Genomic DNA, 17572 nt, shown 5'->3' on the forward strand with positions numbered 1-17572 from the left:
ATTTATCCCCGTTTTGTGGCGAAGGGATTTATCCCCGCTGGCCTGCACAGCAGGCCCCTGCTTTCAAGCTCAGGAGCGGGGCCGCTTCGCGGCCCAGCGGGGATAAATCCCCTCGCCACAGCCATCATTCTGATCGTTCCCACGCTCCGCGTGGGAACGATCCGGGGCTAGACCATTCCTCCGAGCTTCAATTCGCTCTTCAGGTACGCATAATAAATCGGCCCCGCCACCACCCCTGGCAGGCCGAACGCGGCTTCGAACACCAGCATCGCCAGCAGCAACTCCCACGACTTGGCACTGATCTGCCCGCCGACGATGCGCGCATTGAGGAAGTATTCGAGCTTGTGGATAAAGATCAGATAACCCAGCGCAGCCATCGCCACCCAGATCGACAGCGACAGGCCGACGATGGTGATCAGCGTGTTCGATATCAGGTTGCCGATTACCGGCAGCAGGCCGAGCAGGAAGGTCAGCACGATCAGGGTCTTGGTCAGCGGCAGCTTGATGCCCAGCATCGGCAGGACCACCGCGAGGAAGATGCCGGTGAAGAAGGTGTTGAGCAGGGAAATCTTGATCTGCGCAAAAACGATGTTGCGAAACGCCTGCACCAGCAGATGCAAACGGTCGAACAGGGCGGCGGCCAAGGGCTTGCGCTTGGTCACGTCGGGAATGCGCTGCAGCGCGATGATCGCGCCGAGCACCATGCCGATCAGCAACGTGACGAACATGTGCGCGGCGTCCTTGCCGACCAGTTGCAGGTCGGACAGGTGTTTGCTCATCCATTCGCCGATCGCCACGCGAAACTCCGCCGCGCTGGCCGGCAGATAAGCGTCGATGAACGGCGGCAACTGCCCGCGCGCACGGTCGACCACGCCCATGAATTTATCGAGCGAGGCGCCCGGGTTCTCCGCTTCGTGCAAAAGAAAACTGATGGCCCCGGCAAAGAGCAAAGCCAGCACACTGACCACCAACGTGCCCAGCAACGCCACCGCCAGCCAGCGCGCACGCCGCCCTTCGATCAGCCGTTGCAGTTGCGGGGTGAGCATGTTGACCAACTCGAACACCAACAAGCCGGCCAACAGGCTCGGCAGCAAGCGCAGTGGCAGCACCAGCAGCAAACCGCCAAATATGATGATGCAGCTGACCCAGAACACAACATGACGCTCAGAAAACGTTGGCATACAGCCTCAAAACGAACGGCGTGAAAGGATGGGCAGTCTGCCAGCGATCCGGGGTTAGCACTAGGGATATGCGGGTGAGAGATTGGCGGTGCGCTCACCGACGCTTTCGCGAGCAGGCTCGCTCTCACAGGGGAATGCATTTCAAATGTGGGAGCGAGCCTGCTCGCGAAGAGGCCAGCCCGCTCACCACAAGGCTCAAATGCTTATTTCTTTTTCAGGCAATCACTCATGAACGCCTTGCGCGCATCCCCCGTCAGCGCCTGGGTTTTCGCATCGGCATTGCAGGTGCTCATTTTCTGCTGCTGCGGCGTCAGCACCTTGCCATCGTTGGCCGCAGGCGCCGCTTTCAGGCAGGTGCTCATGAAGGCTTTGCGCTCGTCGCCCTTGAGGCTCTTGGCGGTCGCATCGGCATTGCAGGTGGTCATCTTGTTTTGTTGCGCCGTGGCGGCGAAACCCTGGGAACACAGGAGCAAACCAATCATCAACAACGGGACACGCAACATCTTCATGGAGTTTTCTCCTTGTCGCCGCACCGATGGATGCAGCCTCTGCAGGAGTGTAGCCAAATCCTGTTACACCTTCCTGCCTTCCAAGTGACTGCGCCGATACTGCTCCGGCGTACAGCCGGCCTGCCGGGCGAACATGGCGATAAACGCCGAGCCGCTGCTGTAGCCCAGATCAAAGGCGATTTCCTGCACGCTGCGAGCCGTATCAAGGAGCTCGATCGCCGCCAGATAACGCAAACGCTGGCGCCATTCGCCAAAACTCATCCCCAGTTCGCGGACAAACTGCCGCGCCAGCGTGCGCTCGCTGACATGCACTTGCGCCGCCCAATGCGCCAGCGGCTGATTGCTGCCCGGTTCGGCCTGCAAGGCGTCGAGAATCGCCAGCAGACCGGGGCTGCTGGCGTAGGGCAGATAACACTCATGCACTGGCGCCTGATGCAACTGATCGACCAGCACCCGGGCCAGACGCCGGTCGGATTCCTGCTCGGGTATCTTCACGTCGCGGGCGGCGAAGTCCTTGAGAATCGCCTTGAGAATGTCACTGATCGCCAGCGTGCAGGCCTGTGCCGGCAGTCCGGCGCAGACCTGCCGGTCCAGACACACCGCGCGATAGTTGACCGGCTGATGGCTGTAGAAACTGTGTTCAATCTGCGGCGGCACCCACACGGCGTACTGCGGGGGCGACATGAAGCGGCTGCCGGCGACGTCCATGTGCAGCACGCCGTGGGCGGCGTATTCCAGCGTTCCCCAGGGGTGCCGGTGCGGCGCGGCGAACTCGTGGGCGTTGAAATCGGCATAGCGGAAATACACCGCTGACGGCAGTTCGCTGAAATCCAGCAGATCGATGTGTTTGCTGTTCATGCTGTCCGGTTGCAAAGGCAGGTTGTCCGGTTCGCAGTATAGGGCTGCATCCAGACAGAGGATAATTGCGCTTCATCAACGTACTGGTTTCAACTCATGCAATACGCGTTTCCCCTGCTGGCGATTTTTATCTGGGCCGGCAATACCGTGATCAACAAACTGGCCGTCGGGGCGATCTTCCCCGCCGAGATCGGTTTCTACCGCTGGCTGCTGGCCGGGTTGCTGTTTACCCCTTTCATGCTTAAACAGGTGATTGCGCACTGGCCGCAGATTCGTCCCAACCTGGGGCGGATTTTCGTCCTCGGCGTGCTCGGCATGGCCGTGTACCAAAGCCTGGCGTACTTCGCTGCCACCCTGACCACTGCGACCAACATGGGCATCATTCTGTCGCTGATGCCGCTGATGTCACTGGCCATGGCGATCATCAGTCTCGGCCAGCGCCTCACCGCCGGGGCACTGGTCGGTGCGGTGCTGTCGTTTGCCGGCGTGCTGGTGGTCGTGTCGTCCGGCAGCCTCGGCGCGTTGTTGCAGCACGGGGTCAATCTGGGTGACGCGATGATGCTGATCGCCACCCTCGCCTACGCGGTCTACAGCACCTTGCTGAAAAAATGGCAGTTGCGTTTGCCGCCCTTGGTGCTGCTGTACTTGCAGGTGCTGGTGGCGATTGTGGTGTTGTTTCCGTTGTTTGCCGTTTCGCCGAAAACCGGTCTGACCCTGCAGAACATTCCGCTGGTGCTATATGCCTGCCTGCTCGCCTCGATGGTCGCGCCGCTGGCATGGATGCAGGCTGTGCAGCGCCTGGGCCCGAGCCGCACGACGTTGTTTTTCAATCTGCTGCCGTTGATTACGGCGTTGATTGCAGCGGTAGTGCTGAAGGAGAAGTTGGCGATGTATCACCTGGTAGGTGGGTTGCTTACATTGGGTGGGGTGGTTTTGTCGGAACGCTGGACCACCGTGCTGGGCCGCAAAATCAGCATCGCCTGAACCGACGCCTTCGCGAGCAGGCTCGCTCCCACAGGGGTATGCATTTCAATGTGGGAGCGAGCCTGCTCGCGAAGAGCGATGACGCGGTCTGTCTGGCTAAAGCCCGGCCGCCTCCAGCCGCGCCGCATGCTCTACAAACAAGCGCACCGGATCCGCGCCCTTGCCGACCAGTCCCAGCGACTGGTTGACGATGTCGAAATGATCCAGCGGATAGTCATCGCCGATCACCGTGCCCAAGTGCGAGCTGTAGCGCCCGACCATGCCGTCGCACTGCCCCGGTTCGCGGACAAAGGTTCTGGCGAACAAGCGGCAACTGCGATTCGTCCCGTCAAAGAGATTGCCGCCACGATCAGTCTTGCCCGGCTGCAACGTCCCCGACCATGAGTAATAGCGCACGCCATTGACCTCCTCCGGCCCGTGCCCGCCCCAGGTTGGCGACAAGCCCTGTGGATAACGCTGATTGAACAGCGCCACGCCCGCGCGGGTCAGCGACTGGTGCGAGGCGTGGATATCCACCGGCAGTTTCGGCCCGTGGTAGCCGGTTTCCATCAGCGCCATCAGCCAACCGACCCAGCGCAGCAGCGCTTCGAGCAGACGGCCCTTGGCACTGTCGGCGGGGTAGTGTTGTTCCAGATAATCGGCCAGTTCCGAGCCGTGATTGGGGCCTGCCACGGAGGTTACCGAAGCAACCAGATCCGGCCGTTTTGCAGCAGCGTAGCGAGCCGTCAACGCGCCCTGGCTATGGCCGAACAGGTTGACCTTCAGCGCGCCGGTTTCACGCAGGATTTCGTCGATCCGCGCCAGCAACTGTTCGCCGCGCACCTCGGTCGAATTGAGCGGCGAGACCTGCACGGCGATCACCGTCGCACCACCACGACGCAGCGCCTTGATGATCCCGTACCAGTAGGGGTAAAGCAGCAGCCGGACAAATCCGAGCATGCCCGGCACCAGCACCAGTGGATAACGTGTCGACATGGGTAAACGTCCTTGTGGTCGGTGAGTGGCTGCAAGACGTGCAAGACGCCCGCCAAGCATCCACCCCGATGATGACAACTCCACCTTCAGCCTACTTCAGCCCCACCACCCCCGCCACAATCAGCCCCACCGAAAGCAGTTTGACCAGGGTCAGGCTTTCGCCCAGCAAGGCGAATCCGAGGAACACCGTGCCCAGCGAGCCAATCGCGGTCCAGATCGGATAGGCAATGCTCACCGGCAGGTCGCGCATCGCCAGGGTCAGAAAGTAAATCCCGCCGACCGCCGCAACCACCGTGATCAGAGACGGCCAGGGCCGGGTGAAGCCTTCGGCGTATTTCATGCCCATGGCAAAAGTGACTTCAAACCCGGCGGCGATCAGCAAGAACAGCCAGGCCATCTAGAACACCCTGGCCAGGTCGAGCAGGCGTTGCTCGGCCTCGGCCACCGACACGGCAAAAGTGCGTTCGGCAGATTCTTCGCCTTCTGCGGCCACCACACTGACGTCGTTGATGCCGACGAACCCCAGCGCCGTGCGCAACCACGGATCGGCATGATTCAGCGCCTCAAGCGCGCCGCCCGGGCCAAAGCCGAAGCCGCCGCGGCTGGTGACGATCAAGGCCTTTTTGCCTTGCAGCAACGGGGTGTACTGGGCGATACCGTTGTCCAGCGTGTGATCGAAAGTCAGCCCCAGGCGCACGATCTGATCCACCCAGGCCTTGAGGCCGCTGGGCACACTGAAGTTGTACATCGGCGTGGAAATCAGCAGCAGATCATGCGCGAACAATTCGCCGACCAGTTGATCGCTCAACGCCAGATCAGCCTGCATCGACAACGGACGCGCGTCAGGCTCGGGATAAAACGCCGCCGCCACGAACGCCTCATTGACCGGCGGAATAGGCACCCGCCCGACTTCGCGACGAGTCACCTCCGCCTCTGGATGACGCCCCTTCCACGCACTCAGAAAACCCTCCGCCAAACGCCGCGAAGTCGACCGATCGCCTCGGGGACTGGCATGCACCACAAGAATCCTGCTCATCTGTTAATCCTCCGACTAGAATCAAACCACTTGAGGCTTGCAGCTTGCAGCTTGAAGCTCGAAGCTGCCCCCATTCAAATGAGCAAAAGTCAGTCGGGATGAGTTCATTTCATCCATGGAGTGTTGAATGTTTGCCTCGCTGCCCCTGACCGCCCTGCGCGCCTTCGAGTCGGCTTCGCGGTTATCCAGTTTCAAAGCCGCCGCCGAGGAGTTGTCGGTGACGCCGACGGCCATTTCCCACCAGATTCGCTCGCTGGAAGACTGGCTCGGCGTCGCCCTGTTCGAACGCTTGCCGCGTCAGGTGCGCCTGACCGAGGGCGGTGAGCGGCTGTTTCGCAGCCTGCACGGCGCCCTGCTGGAAGTGGCGCAAAGCGTCGACACCCTGCGCCCCCACCGCAGCGGCAGCAGCCTGACGCTGTCGACCACGGCGGCGTTTGCGGCGCTGTGGCTGGTGCCACGCCTCGGCCGTTTTTATGCGCAACATCCGCACATCAATGTGCGCATCGACACCCATTGCGAAGTCATCGACCTGCATCAGGACGCCAGCGTCGATCTGGTTCTGCGCTACAGCCTCGATGATTACCCGAACCTTTATGGCCTGTGCCTGTTCGATGAGTCGTTCGCGGTGTACGGCTCGCCCGAGCAAGTGGCGCTGGCCGCGCGACGCACGCCGACGCTGATCAGCGTGCGCTGGCACAACTCCAGACTTTATGCGCACGGCTGGCAAGCGTGGTGCGCCAAGGCCGGCGAGCGCTGGCTCGATCAGCAGCCGGTCAACCGCGAATACGATGAGGAACATTACGCACTGCAAGCGGCCATCGCCGGCCAGGGACTGGTGCTGGCGAGCAATGTTCTAGTGTCGGAAAGCGTCGCCAGCGGTTTGCTGGTGCCCTACCGCGGTGAAGTACAGGTCGACGGCGCCGGTTACAGCGCGCTCTGCGTGCCGGGACGGGAACGGCATCCGCCGGTACGCGCATTTTTTCGCTGGCTGCAGGACGAGGCGCGGTTGTCCGGGCTGACGCCAAGAGCGCAGCCTTCGGCCGCTACCACAGGGAACCCGGCATAAAACCGATAAAACTTTTCCCGGCGCGCAGAACTCACAACCTGGGTAGCGACCGCGTCAGTAGAACGTGGCGCCTGACGGATTAGCCTCCAGGAGAATGAAATGAGTGACCTGCATTTGTCTGATGTTCAAACCCTGCGTGAGCGCGCCCGACAACACGTGGAAAACGGCGCGGTCACCGAGAGTTACAGCGCCAACCGGGAAGAGGTACTGCGCCTGCTCAATGAATCGCTGGCCACCGAACTGGTCTGCACCCTGCGCTACAAGCGCCACTATTTCATGGCCAACGGCCTGAAAGCCAACGTCGCCGCCGATGAGTTTCTCGAGCATGCCAATCAGGAAGCCGAGCACGCCGATCGCCTGGCCGAACGCATTGTACAACTGGGCGGCGAGCCCGAATTCAACCCCGACCTGTTGAGCCAGCTGTCCCACGCGCAATACGTGGCTGGCAATACGTTGAAAGAGATGGTCTACGAGGACCTGGTCGCCGAGCGCATTGCCATCGACAGCTACCGCGAGATCATCCAGTACCTGGGCGACAAGGACCCGACCACCCGGCGCATCTTCGAAGACATTTTGGCCGAGGAAGAAGAGCATGCCGATGACATGGCGGACATCCTGAAGGATTTGTAACGCCAGTCAGGCCGCATTCGCAGCAGGCTCACTCCCACATTTGATCACCTTTCAACTGAAGGAATGCATTCGAATGTGGGAGCGGGCTTGCTCGCGAAGGGGCCTCTACAGGCGCCCCATCACTTGCTGGGTTTAACGGTGACAGGCGCCTTGCCCTGCTTCATCTGCTCCAGCAACGGCGCACACTGATTCGGCTCGCCGCCGCTCGGCGCGACCAGCGCCAACAAGCCCGCCGCCGGTGCCGCGATCACACCCAGTGCGACCATCCCCGCCCCGCGCAGCATCAACGGCACGGCTTTGACGCCCGCATCCGGTTTGATGAACTTGCCGCGCACATACAACGGCGACCGCAGCGAGATCAGGCGCCAGCCCTTGGACTCCGGCGTCACCGTCAGGTCGAGTTGCTCGGTGGCCATGTTCGCCGTGCCGTCGACGTAGATGATCGCGTTCTCGGTGTCGAACACAAACAGGCGCGTCGTTGCCAGGCCGGTCTTGATGTCGAAGTCGGCCGCCGCGCAGTTGATCTTCACTTCCTTGTCGCCAAAGATTTTGCCGACCACATAGTTACCGACGTTGAGCCCGGCCAACTCCATCAGTTCACGACTGATCGCGCCGTCATTGATCAGCATCTTCAGGCTACCGTTGGCACTGCCGAGCAGCCTCGCCACGGAGTTGCCGCGACCGCTGATATCGGCATCGCCGTGCAGTTCACCGAAACTGGTCTGCATCGGCTCGAACGTCGGGAACAGCTCCTTGAGCTTGAATTTGCGTGCGGTCAATCGCGCCCGGCCTTCCAGCGGCTCGGTGCGGCCATTGAGGCGGATCTGCGCATCCAGCGTGCCGCCGGCCACGCCGAAGCGCAGCGGTTCGAGGCTGAGCTCGCCATCGTTGAGTTTCAGGTGGGTATAGAGGTCGTTGAACGGCAGCTTTTCGCTGTGAACGATGCGCTTGCCGGTGAATTCGACATCGGCGTCCATGGCGCGCCAGCGGTCGGTCTTGAACTCTTCGACCGGCAACACCTTGTCCGCCGGTTGCTTGCTCGCACCGCCACGGGCTTTTTGCTCGGCGTTGGAGTCGGCACCAATCAGCGGTGCGAGGTCGGCAAACAGCAGTTGATTGGACAGCAGCGCGCCACTGAGTTTTGGCCTTGGCTGACTGGCGACATAAGTCAGATCGCCATGAATGTCACTGTCGCCGATTTTGCCGTTGAATTTTTCATAGGTGAATGTCGCACCGCCCGGTTCATGCAGTTTGGCGATCAGATGACCGTCGGTGGAGTACGGCGGTGTGTCCGGCAGAGTCACGCCGGTCAGTGGGTAGAGATTGCCGAGGCTGTCGCCAGCCAGTTTCAGGCGCAGGTCGAGGGCGCCGAGGTTGAGTGGATCGGTCAGGGTGCCGGCCAGTTCGATACGCGTGTCGCCGATTTTCGCCTGCGCCTGCAACGGGAACGGCTTGCTCGCGTCCTGCAACGCCAGCAAGCCGCCGATCTTGCCCTGCCCGGTCAGATTCTGCTCGTGGTATCGACCTTTGACCTTGAGCGCAAAGGCGTAATCCTGTGGTGCGCCGCCCTTGTCCTGAGCGGTTTTTGCCGCTTTGTCGCCGACAATCTCGCTGAACGGAATCGGTTTGCCGAGCGGATCAATCAACACATCGAGATCGGTCTTGAGCGTCTGATCGTCGAGGGTCACGTGGCCCTTGTCGAAGCCGATCGCGCCAATGTCCACCACCCAGTTCGACGGCTCGGCATTCGGGTCTTTCGGATCAAACTGGAACGTCCAGTTGGCCCGGCCATCGGCCAGGCGTTGCAGCTGGGCATTCGGCTCGGTCAGGTCGATCTGCGGAATCACCACGCGCTGCGCCAGCAAGGCCAGCGGCGAGATGCGCAGCTCGACCCGTTTCAGCGTGACCATTTGCGGCTGTTTCGACCAGTCCGGATTGCCCAGGCTCAAGTCCTCGGCGACCACATGCGGCCACGGTACCCAGGCGCGCCAGCCGCCCTGCTCCGGCTCGCGCTGCCAGATCACCGCGAGGTTGCCGTTGATGGCGAACGCCCGATGCAGTTCTTCCGACACTTTGGCGTTGATGGTCGGCTTGATCCGGTTCCAGTCGAAAAACACGATGATCAGAATCAGCGCTGCCAGCAGCAGCGCGAAAATGGCGAAGGTCCAGCTGAAGATTTTTCCAGTGCGCGTCATGCACAAAGCTCCTGATCACGACCGCACGCCAACCCCGACGCACAGCTAAAACGGCAGACCGAAGCGGCCCTTATGCAGTCTGTGACTGGCGAAAGGCCCGCAGGTTTTATCCAAAGGCAGTTTAAGCCATAAACAGCGCGGCAAATCTGACCGATCGGTCTAGGTGTGTTACCGCAACCCGCACATTTGCGAGGCGCGAGTGAGTCGAAAATACCCACGACGGTGCACAACCGTCGCCCGCAAAGGCCCGATCTAGAGCCTCCCCGCAGAACAATCAATTCTGTTGATTATTACCATTGCGTTTATGAACTTTTATATCGACTTATCGAGAGTAGCATTGCCTCCGTACCCACTTTATCGCCCTCCCAAGGAGCAACCCATCATGAAACGCCAATTACTGCTCAGCCTTACCCTGTCGATGTTAGCCAGTACCGCTTTTGCCCTGCCGGCTGCCGATCAGGCGACCCCACAAGTGAAAACCAGCCACTCGGTATTCAGCCAGACCGTTGCTGCGGACGGCTCTGACCGTACCCCACAAGGTCAGACCCTGGCTGAAGGCGGTCGTGATCGCCTGGAAGAAAAAGGCCTGGTTCAAGACGGTTCCGATCGCACGCCACAAGGCCAGATTCTGGCATCCGACGGTAGCGACCGCACCCCACAAGGTCAGACCCTCGCATCTGATGGCAGCGACCGTACTCCTCAAGGCCAGACCCTGGCATCCGACGGCAGCGACCGCACTCCACAAGGCCAGACCCTGGCGGATGACGGCTTCGATAAAACCCCACTGGGTCAAGCACTCGCCGAAGGCGGTGGTGACCGTGTGATCGAACGCAACAGCCAATTGAGCTAAGCCCATGGCGGCCTGGCAAAAAAGCCCAATCACCGGATTGGGCTTTTGACTTTTCAAACCCCGTAAAATCCTGCGCGCCACCTTCTCCCGTTCGACGCCGATAAAGCCGATTTGCTAGAGTGCGGCGCTTGTCCTGTCGAAGAACACCCTGCGATGCTGCCCCGCGCCGAACAGAAACAACAGACCCGCAACGCCCTGATGGACGCTGCCCGCCACCTGATGGAAAGCGGCCGAGGATTCGGCAGCCTGAGCCTGCGCGAAGTGAGCAAAACCGCCGGGATCGTGCCCACCGGTTTTTACCGCCATTTCGCCGACATGGACGAACTCGGCCTGGTGCTGGTCAGCGAAGTCGGCCAGACCTTCCGCGAAACCATCCGCCTGGTGCGCCACAACGAATTCGTCATGGGCGGCATCATCGATGCCTCGGTGCGGATTTTTCTTGATGTGGTCAGCGTCAACCGCTCGCAATTTCTGTTTCTGGCGCGTGAGCAGTACGGCGGCTCGCTGCCGGTGCGCCAGGCCATCGGGCGCTTGCGCGAAAACATCAGTGCCGACCTGGCCGCCGACCTGACCCTGATGCCCAAGCTCCAGCACCTGGACCCTGCCGGTCTGGGTGTGGTGGCCGACCTGATCGTCAAATCGGTGTTCGCCACCCTGCCGGACATCATCGACCCACCCGCCGCCGCCCTGCCGGAGCACCTGACGCCCCAGGCAAAGATTACCCAACAACTGCGCTTCATCTTTATCGGCCTCAAGCACTGGCAAGGGCTGGGCAGTACCGAGTAACCCCCTTCTCTACCTGACACACCGCAAATCCCCCCTGTAGGAGTGAGCCTGCTCGCGATAGCGGTCGGTCAGTCCACCAATACTTGACTGATAAACCGCTATCGCGAGCAGGCTCACTCCTACAAGGGTGCAGCGTCACGGCCTCGATTTGGTGCATGACATATTCTTCATGCACCAAAACCTTCCAGAATTCTCCCGTCTGTTGAAAGATCAAGCGCACGCCGACAGCCATTTCCTACGTCCCGTCGGATTGGCGCGGCCCTTGCTCTAGCCTGAGCATTGTCCATTGCCGGAAGCTTCCCGATGCTGGTGATTCACCGCAGAATCGACCCTCAACCCGTCTGGGCCGCCGAATTGCACCTGACCTTCGACGCGCGCAGCAAAAGCCGTTTGCGCTGTTTCAGTGCCGAGGGCGAAGACGTCGGGTTGTTTTTGGAGCGCGGTCAGCCGCCGCTGTATGACGGCGAGTGTCTGCAGGCCGAGGACGGCCGCATCGTCCGCGTCTGCGCACGTCCTGAACAACTGTTGCACGTGACCTGCGCCAACGCGTTTGAACTGACCCGCGCGGCGTACCACCTGGGCAACCGTCACGTTGCCCTGCAAGTCGGTGACGGCTGGCTGCGGCTGCTCGACGACTACGTGCTCAAGGCAATGCTAGAACAGCTCGGCGCACAGGCCGAAGCCATCGAGGCGCCCTTCCAGCCGGAGCACGGCGCCTATGGGGGCGGCCATCATCATTCACGCCACGGCGACGAAGATTTCAATTACGCGCCGAAACTCCACCAGTTCGGCGTGCGCCTGTGAATCCGGCCTGGGCGCTGCTGCGTCTGGCCAGTCCACAGCTGCCGATTGGCGGCTACAGCTATTCCCAAGGCCTGGAAATGGCGGTGGATAACGGCCGGGTGAACAACCCGGACAGCGCCCGACGCTGGATCAGCGATCAACTGCTGCTGAATCTCGCGCGCTTCGAAGCACCGTTATTGCTGGCGCATTGTCAGGCGGCGGCGGACGAAGACTGGGCCGAACTGCGGCAACTCTGCGAGAGCCACCGTGCCAGCCGCGAAACCCGCGAATTGCATCTGGAGAGCCGCCAGATGGGCTATTCGTTGCAGCAGTTACTCAACGGTCTACCGGAACTCGACGCGCCCGCGCGCGACTTTCTCGAACAGATCATCGAACCGCATCTGGCCCTGTGCTGGGCCTTGGCCGCGCGCGCCTGGGGTATCAGCCCACAGGACGCTCTCGCCGCATGGCTGTGGAGCTGGCTGGAAAATCAGCTCGCCGTGCTGATGAAAACCCTGCCACTGGGCCAGCAAGCCGCTCAGCGCCTGACCAGCGAACTGCTGCCGCTGCTGCAACAGGCGCAGCAGGGCGCCACCCGAATCAATCCCGAACACATCGGCAGCGCCGCTTTCGGCCTGTCGCTGGCGTGCATGGCCCATGAGCGCCAGTACAGCCGGCTCTTCCGCTCTTAAGCCCTTTATTTTGGAGAATAAAATGCACACCCAACCTCTGCGCGTCGGCATCGGCGGCCCGGTCGGTTCCGGCAAGACCGCATTAACCCTGGCTTTGTGCCTGGCACTGCGCGAGCGCTACAACCTTGCCGTGGTCACCAACGACATCTACACCCGCGAGGACGCCGACTTTCTGGTGCGCAACGAAGCCCTCGCGCCCGAGCGCATCATCGGCGTGGAAACCGGCGGCTGCCCGCACACGGCGATCCGCGAAGACGCCTCAATCAACCTCGAAGCGGTCGATCAACTGAACCGACGTTTTCCGGGGCTGGATCTGATTCTGGTGGAGTCGGGCGGTGACAACCTCTCGGCGACCTTCAGCCCGGAATTGTCCGACCTGACCATTTACGTGATCGACGTTTCCGCCGGCGACAAGCTGCCGCGCAAGGGCGGGCCGGGCATCTGCAAATCCGACTTGCTGGTGATCAACAAGATCGACCTCGCGCCACTGGTGGGCGCCTCGCTGGAAATGATGGACAGCGACACCAAACGCATGCGCAACGGCAAGCCGTTCGTGTTCAGCAACCAGAAAACCGGTCAGGGCCTGGACGAGATCATTGCCTTCATCGAACGCCAGGGTCTGCTGACTGCGGCCTGATTTCAGTTATCAACAAGGAAGCTTAGCCATGACACTCAAACACCTTCTTGGCGCTGCGGCGCTGCTGCTGACACCAGCGCTGGCCTTTGCTCATCCGGGGCATGGCGACAGCGGCCTCATCGCGGGCATCGGCCACCCGATCGGCGGGCTCGACCATTTGCTGGCAATGCTGGCCGTCGGTTTATGGGCGGCGCAGCAACAAGGCGCGGCGCGCTGGGCGCTGCCGTGCACTTTTGTCGGCACCATGCTGCTGGGCGGTTTGCTCGGTTTTGAAGGGCTTGAGTTGCCGGCGCTGGAGAGCGGGATCGCCGCTTCGGTATTGGCGCTGGGCCTGGCCGTGGCACTGGCGGTGCGTCCGCCGCTGGTGATGGCAGTGGCAGCGACGGCGCTGTTTGCCCTGTTCCATGGCGTGGCGCACGGGCTGGAGTTGCCGCAGATGAGCAATCCGTGGGCGTATGCGGCCGGGTTTGTTGTGGCGACGGCGGTGTTGCATGCAGTCGGTTATGGCGTGGTGCGTGTTCTGCCCGTGGCCGCTGCACCGCTGGTGCGGTTGGCGGGTGCAGCTTCGGCGGCGACCGGCGTCTGGTTGTTGGCAGGATGATTTTTTAGCGCCTGCACTGGCCTCTTCGCGAGCAGGCTCGCTCCCACAGTGGATTTGTGGCGTATACAAAACCTGTGGGAGCGAGCCTGCTCGCCGAAGGCGGTCTGACAGACACCGCGTCTCATCAGGCTGCCGCTCTGCTACCATGTCGCGCAATCGCCCCAGCCCGTGACGACGTCCGCCCATGCCCCACGCTTGCCGCTCCACCACCCAGCCCGAACTGACTGTCCTGTTCGGCGATGTGCAACAGCACTTCCTCAACGTGATCGTGCCGCTGTGGCAAGGCCCGGGCTGGAACGCCGACATGGCGCTACCGTACGAGGCACTGGACGCCACGCACCAGCCATTGCCAGCGCAACGCTACCGGGCGATGGCCTGTGCGCGGCAGCTGTATCTGTTTTCCAGTCTGATCGGGGTTGTGGATAACGCTGACGTCCGTGCGGCGGCGTTGTTCCGGTCCTTGCAACGGCACTTCCACGATGCCGAGCACGGTGGCTGGTTCTACAGCATCGATGCCCAAGGCAAACCGCTGGACGTGCGCAAGGATCTCTATACCCACGCTTTCATCCTGTTTGCCTGCGCGCATTTCTGGCAGAAGTCCGGCGATCCGCTGGTCGAGTCGACGTTGAACGCCGCCCTTGAAATCATCGGTCGACGCTTCGCTACCGGCGATGGCCTTTACGAAGCATGCCTTGAGCGCGACTGGATCACCCTGCAGACCGGCCCGCTGCAAAACCCGTTGATGCACCTGGCCGAAGCCTTTCTGGCGACCCTCGCCGTGCGTGAAGACCCGCAGACGCAAAAGGCGCTGCTTGAGTTATGCACAGCCATGCACAAGCATTTTGTCGATCCGCAATATGGCGTTTTGATGGAGAAGCCGTTGGGCGCTGTGGATAACTGGTACGAGCCGGGGCATCAGTTCGAGTGGTATTTCCTGCTGCAATCGTCGGCGCTGTTGCGTAACTCGAAACTGCATGGCGCGCTGGATCGGGCGTTTGCCTTTACCGAGCAGTATGGCGTGCTGCAATCGTGCGGCGCGGTGCGGGCGATGCTCGATCTGGAAGGTAATGGACGGCCGCGGGATTCGACCCAGCGGATCTGGGCCCAAGCCGAATACCTGCGCGCGCTGACGTTGCGCGCTGGCAGCGAAGCGGTGGTGTTGCGCCAGTTGCAGGCGTTGCGGCAGCGGTTTCTGCATGCTGGCGGGTGGCATGAATGCCGGGATGAAAACGGCGAGGTCAGTCGCAAGGACATGCCTTCGACTACGCCATATCACTTGGCGACTTGCTATAGCGGACTGGCTGAATATCTGCGCTGACCTGATGGCAAAAGGGATTTACTGTGGCGAGGGGATTTATCCCCGCTGGGCTGCGCAGCGGCCCCGCTCTCTTCAGGGCCGCTGCGCGCCCCAGCGGGGATAAATCCCCTCGCCACAACTGTGTTCTCAGCCGAAATCCGGGGCAGATCAGGCAATCCACTTCTTGTCGCCAGTGAAGCTGATGGTCAGCCACCGCGCCGCATCCGGCTTGCCCAACTGCGCCGAAATCTCCTCGCGCAACGCATCCAGTTGCCCGACATTGCTCAGCGAATAATCCGCCGGCAACACCACGTGAATCTCGATAAACCGCGCCCGCCCGTGCTTTTGCACGTAGGACACATAATCGTCGAAACCATGCGTGACCTTCGCTGCGTCCATGACCTGACGCACTTGGTCATCGAGGACGTCCGGGGCAATCCCCAGCACATCGCGTAACGCCGGGCCGAGGATCTTGAAGGCCGGTGGCAACATGGTCAGCGCCAGTACGATCAGGATCAGCGGGTCGACATACACCGCCCACTCGCCGTAGCCCTGGGACTTGAGCAACAGCGCCGCAAGGAAGCTGATCAACAACCCCACCGAAAGCATCGCGTCGACCAGCCAACTGATGTTGTCGAACTGGATAAGGCTGGATTTGAGCTGGCGATTACGGTGGCGCACGTAGAAGAAGTAGGCGAACTCGACCACGGTAAACACCGCGGCATAGATAATCACCAGACCCAACTCGATCTCACGCCCTCCGTTGATGATGCCAAACACGCCGTTGAGAAACGCGTAGATGGCAATCAACAGCAGGAAACTGCCTTCGATCAGCAGCACCATCGGTTCCAGGTGCCAGAAACCGAACTGGAAGCGCTGGTTGCTCTGCTTGGCGATCAACCTGGCGGTGATCAGCATCAGGACTTTGATGAAGGTTGCGATCAGCGAAAAAAAACCATCGAACAGGATGGATTGCGAACCTGAAACAAAACCGGTGACGATCCCGGCGATCGCCACGGCAAACATCAGAATGGTCGATTGTTTGAGCAGTGTCTGCTCACCTCGGTTACTCACTTTGACTCCTCGAAAAACCTGAAACACCGCAGGGTGCGGTGGGGTTATTGCGAGGGGAGTTTACCTTATCATCGGTTTTCGCCCGATTATGTGGCGAGGGAGCTTGCTCCCGCTGGGGTGCGAAGCGCCCCCCTGTTTCAGCAAAAAAGCAGGGGCCTGCTGCGCAGTCCAGCGGGAGCAATCTCTGGCCACAGGATCAGGTATCAGGCCTTGTTACGTTCGATGGCAAACCCGGCCCAGGTCTGGCTCACCGGCATCAGCTCCAGGCTGTTGATGTTGATGTGCGCCGGGGTGTTCATCACCCAGAAAATCGTCTCGGCGATATCCTGCGGCTGGATCGGCTCGGCACCGGCATAGGTCGCGTTATAGCGCTCCTGGTCACCGGCAAACCGTACCAGCGAGAACTCGCTTTCGCACAGGCCGGGCTCGATGTTGCTGACCCGCACGCCGGTGCCTTGCAGGTCGCAACGCAGGTTCAGCGAGAACTGTTTGACGAACGCTTTCGTCGCGCCATACACGTGGCTGCCCGGATACGGATAGTTGCCGGCGATGGAGCCGAGGTTGACGATACCGGCGCCACGCCCATGAGCAATCAGGCGCGGCAGCAGCAGGCGGGTGGCGTACATCAGACCTTTGACGTTGGTATCGACCATGGTGTCCCAATCGTCCAGATCGCACTTCGGCGCCGGGTCCACGCCCAGCGCCAGGCCGGCGTTGTTGATCAGGCCGCGCAGTTTGGCGAACGATGGCGGCAGGTTGGCAATCGCCTCCTCCATCGCTTTACGGTCACGCACATCGAGAACCAGACCGTGCACCTCAGTCTGTTTCGACAGTTCGGCACACAGGGCATTGAGGCGCTCCTCACGACGACCGGTCAGCACCAGTTTCCAGCCGGCCTCGGCAAAACGACGGGCACAGGCTTCACCAAAACCGGAGGTCGCACCGGTAATAAACAGGGTGTTGGACATCGTGTTCTCCTTGCTTCGGCCACCGCGGCGGCCCTTGGAATAGAAAATCAGCAGGCAGCATGCCCGCCCTCGCATTCACGGGCAACACCTACAATCTGTACAAAAAACGACCAACCGCGCCAACACCATAGCGAACGTGGTCTGTAGCCATGTGCACGCATGTTATCCACAGTCTGCTCCACAGTTTTCGGGGGCAAGTGCAACGGCGCCAAGCCGCGCCCCACAAGGCTTTGCGGGCGAAATGGAAAGTTTTTTGCTTGACCCTGACGCAATGGATGTGCGGGACATGGCATTTTGCACGACCGATGTCTCCACATTGTGATCGCGCGAGGCCAGCAATTACGGCGCTCAGCGCAGTCTTTCCAGAGTTTAATCACAGACTTATCCACAGGCCTTGATGCGCGAAAGCATGCGACCTACCTGCGCTATAAATAGGTTGACAACGGCGCC

19 protein-coding genes are annotated in these 17572 nt (G+C 61.1%); 10 read left to right on the top strand and 9 right to left on the bottom strand.

What is annotated here, in order from left to right:
• Nucleotides 1-167: 167 nt before the first annotated feature.
• The 3 genes from HU755_RS11155 to HU755_RS11165 all read right to left on the bottom strand — a co-directional run bounded on the left by HU755_RS11155 (nucleotide 168) and on the right by HU755_RS11165 (nucleotide 2548).
• Nucleotides 168-1181: an AI-2E family transporter gene (locus HU755_RS11155; RefSeq protein WP_186547559.1), complete on the bottom strand. Its 1014-nt coding sequence runs from the start codon at nucleotides 1179-1181 to the stop codon at nucleotides 168-170.
• A gap of 203 nt (nucleotides 1182-1384) precedes the next feature.
• On the bottom strand, nucleotides 1385-1690 hold the full coding sequence (locus HU755_RS11160) for a PsiF family protein (RefSeq protein ID WP_186547561.1): 306 nt from the start codon (nucleotides 1688-1690) through the stop codon (nucleotides 1385-1387).
• 63 nt (nucleotides 1691-1753) lie between these two features.
• Entirely contained in the window at nucleotides 1754-2548 is a 795-nt protein-coding gene (locus HU755_RS11165; RefSeq protein WP_186632468.1) for a helix-turn-helix transcriptional regulator, read from the bottom strand.
• Between the two features lie 96 nt (nucleotides 2549-2644).
• Between HU755_RS11165 and HU755_RS11170 the strand changes: the two genes are divergently transcribed.
• On the top strand, nucleotides 2645-3532 hold the full coding sequence (locus HU755_RS11170; protein WP_186632471.1) for a DMT family transporter: 888 nt from the start codon (nucleotides 2645-2647) through the stop codon (nucleotides 3530-3532).
• A gap of 96 nt (nucleotides 3533-3628) precedes the next feature.
• On the opposite strand, the gene HU755_RS11175 is transcribed toward HU755_RS11170, so the two are convergent.
• The 3 genes from HU755_RS11175 to HU755_RS11185 all read right to left on the bottom strand — a co-directional run bounded on the left by HU755_RS11175 (nucleotide 3629) and on the right by HU755_RS11185 (nucleotide 5543).
• Nucleotides 3629-4507: a triacylglycerol lipase gene (locus tag HU755_RS11175; protein WP_186632474.1), complete on the bottom strand. Its 879-nt coding sequence runs from the start codon at nucleotides 4505-4507 to the stop codon at nucleotides 3629-3631.
• 91 nt (nucleotides 4508-4598) lie between these two features.
• Nucleotides 4599-4904: a multidrug efflux SMR transporter gene (locus HU755_RS11180; RefSeq protein WP_186632482.1), complete on the bottom strand. Its 306-nt coding sequence runs from the start codon at nucleotides 4902-4904 to the stop codon at nucleotides 4599-4601.
• On the bottom strand, nucleotides 4905-5543 hold the full coding sequence (locus tag HU755_RS11185; RefSeq protein WP_186632485.1) for an FMN-dependent NADH-azoreductase: 639 nt from the start codon (nucleotides 5541-5543) through the stop codon (nucleotides 4905-4907).
• A 127-nt stretch (nucleotides 5544-5670) separates the two neighbouring features.
• On the opposite strand from HU755_RS11185, the gene HU755_RS11190 reads away from it, so the two are divergent.
• Both HU755_RS11190 and HU755_RS11195 read left to right on the top strand, forming a co-directional pair.
• Nucleotides 5671-6609 carry a LysR substrate-binding domain-containing protein gene (locus tag HU755_RS11190; protein ID WP_186632488.1) on the top strand — a complete coding sequence of 313 codons (939 nt, stop codon included), beginning with the start codon at nucleotides 5671-5673 and terminating at the stop codon, nucleotides 6607-6609.
• A 99-nt stretch (nucleotides 6610-6708) separates the two neighbouring features.
• Nucleotides 6709-7239 (top strand): bacterioferritin, encoded by a 531-nt coding sequence (locus HU755_RS11195; RefSeq protein ID WP_186547575.1) that lies wholly within the window; start codon nucleotides 6709-6711, stop codon nucleotides 7237-7239.
• A 119-nt stretch (nucleotides 7240-7358) separates the two neighbouring features.
• Here the strand turns inward: HU755_RS11195 and HU755_RS11200 are convergent, their stop codons facing one another.
• Nucleotides 7359-9434, bottom strand: a complete 2076-nt coding sequence (locus tag HU755_RS11200; protein ID WP_186632491.1) for an AsmA family protein — start codon at nucleotides 9432-9434, stop codon at nucleotides 7359-7361.
• A 382-nt stretch (nucleotides 9435-9816) separates the two neighbouring features.
• Between HU755_RS11200 and HU755_RS11205 the strand changes: the two genes are divergently transcribed.
• From HU755_RS11205 to HU755_RS11235, 7 genes are all read left to right on the top strand, one after another.
• Entirely contained in the window at nucleotides 9817-10284 is a 468-nt protein-coding gene (locus HU755_RS11205; RefSeq protein WP_186632494.1) for a hypothetical protein, read from the top strand.
• Nucleotides 10285-10437: 153 nt separating this feature from the next.
• Nucleotides 10438-11070: a TetR family transcriptional regulator gene (locus HU755_RS11210; protein WP_186632496.1), complete on the top strand. Its 633-nt coding sequence runs from the start codon at nucleotides 10438-10440 to the stop codon at nucleotides 11068-11070.
• 303 nt (nucleotides 11071-11373) lie between these two features.
• Nucleotides 11374-11874 (top strand): urease accessory protein UreE, encoded by a 501-nt coding sequence (gene ureE, locus HU755_RS11215; RefSeq protein ID WP_186547583.1) that lies wholly within the window; start codon nucleotides 11374-11376, stop codon nucleotides 11872-11874.
• Complete coding sequence (locus HU755_RS11220; protein WP_186632499.1) at nucleotides 11871-12545, top strand: urease accessory protein UreF; 675 nt, start codon at nucleotides 11871-11873, stop codon at nucleotides 12543-12545. The genes ureE and HU755_RS11220 overlap by 4 nt, the downstream gene beginning before the upstream one ends.
• A gap of 22 nt (nucleotides 12546-12567) precedes the next feature.
• Nucleotides 12568-13182, top strand: a complete 615-nt coding sequence (gene ureG, locus HU755_RS11225) for an urease accessory protein UreG (RefSeq protein ID WP_186621656.1) — start codon at nucleotides 12568-12570, stop codon at nucleotides 13180-13182.
• Between the two features lie 28 nt (nucleotides 13183-13210).
• Nucleotides 13211-13783: a HupE/UreJ family protein gene (locus HU755_RS11230; protein ID WP_186632502.1), complete on the top strand. Its 573-nt coding sequence runs from the start codon at nucleotides 13211-13213 to the stop codon at nucleotides 13781-13783.
• A gap of 184 nt (nucleotides 13784-13967) precedes the next feature.
• The gene (locus HU755_RS11235) at nucleotides 13968-15101 is read left to right on the top strand and encodes an AGE family epimerase/isomerase (protein ID WP_186632505.1); all 1134 of its coding nucleotides are present in this window, start codon (nucleotides 13968-13970) and stop codon (nucleotides 15099-15101) included.
• 147 nt (nucleotides 15102-15248) lie between these two features.
• Here the strand turns inward: HU755_RS11235 and HU755_RS11240 are convergent, their stop codons facing one another.
• Nucleotides 15249-16154, bottom strand: a complete 906-nt coding sequence (locus HU755_RS11240) for a cation diffusion facilitator family transporter (RefSeq protein ID WP_186632508.1) — start codon at nucleotides 16152-16154, stop codon at nucleotides 15249-15251.
• A gap of 203 nt (nucleotides 16155-16357) precedes the next feature.
• The gene (locus tag HU755_RS11245) at nucleotides 16358-17122 is read right to left on the bottom strand and encodes an SDR family oxidoreductase (protein ID WP_186547595.1); all 765 of its coding nucleotides are present in this window, start codon (nucleotides 17120-17122) and stop codon (nucleotides 16358-16360) included.
• Between the last annotated feature and the right edge of the window lie 450 nt (nucleotides 17123-17572).

This window comes from Pseudomonas sp. SWRI111, from assembly GCF_014268555.1.
In the GTDB taxonomy this organism is placed as follows: domain Bacteria; phylum Pseudomonadota; class Gammaproteobacteria; order Pseudomonadales; family Pseudomonadaceae; genus Aquipseudomonas; species Aquipseudomonas hamedanensis.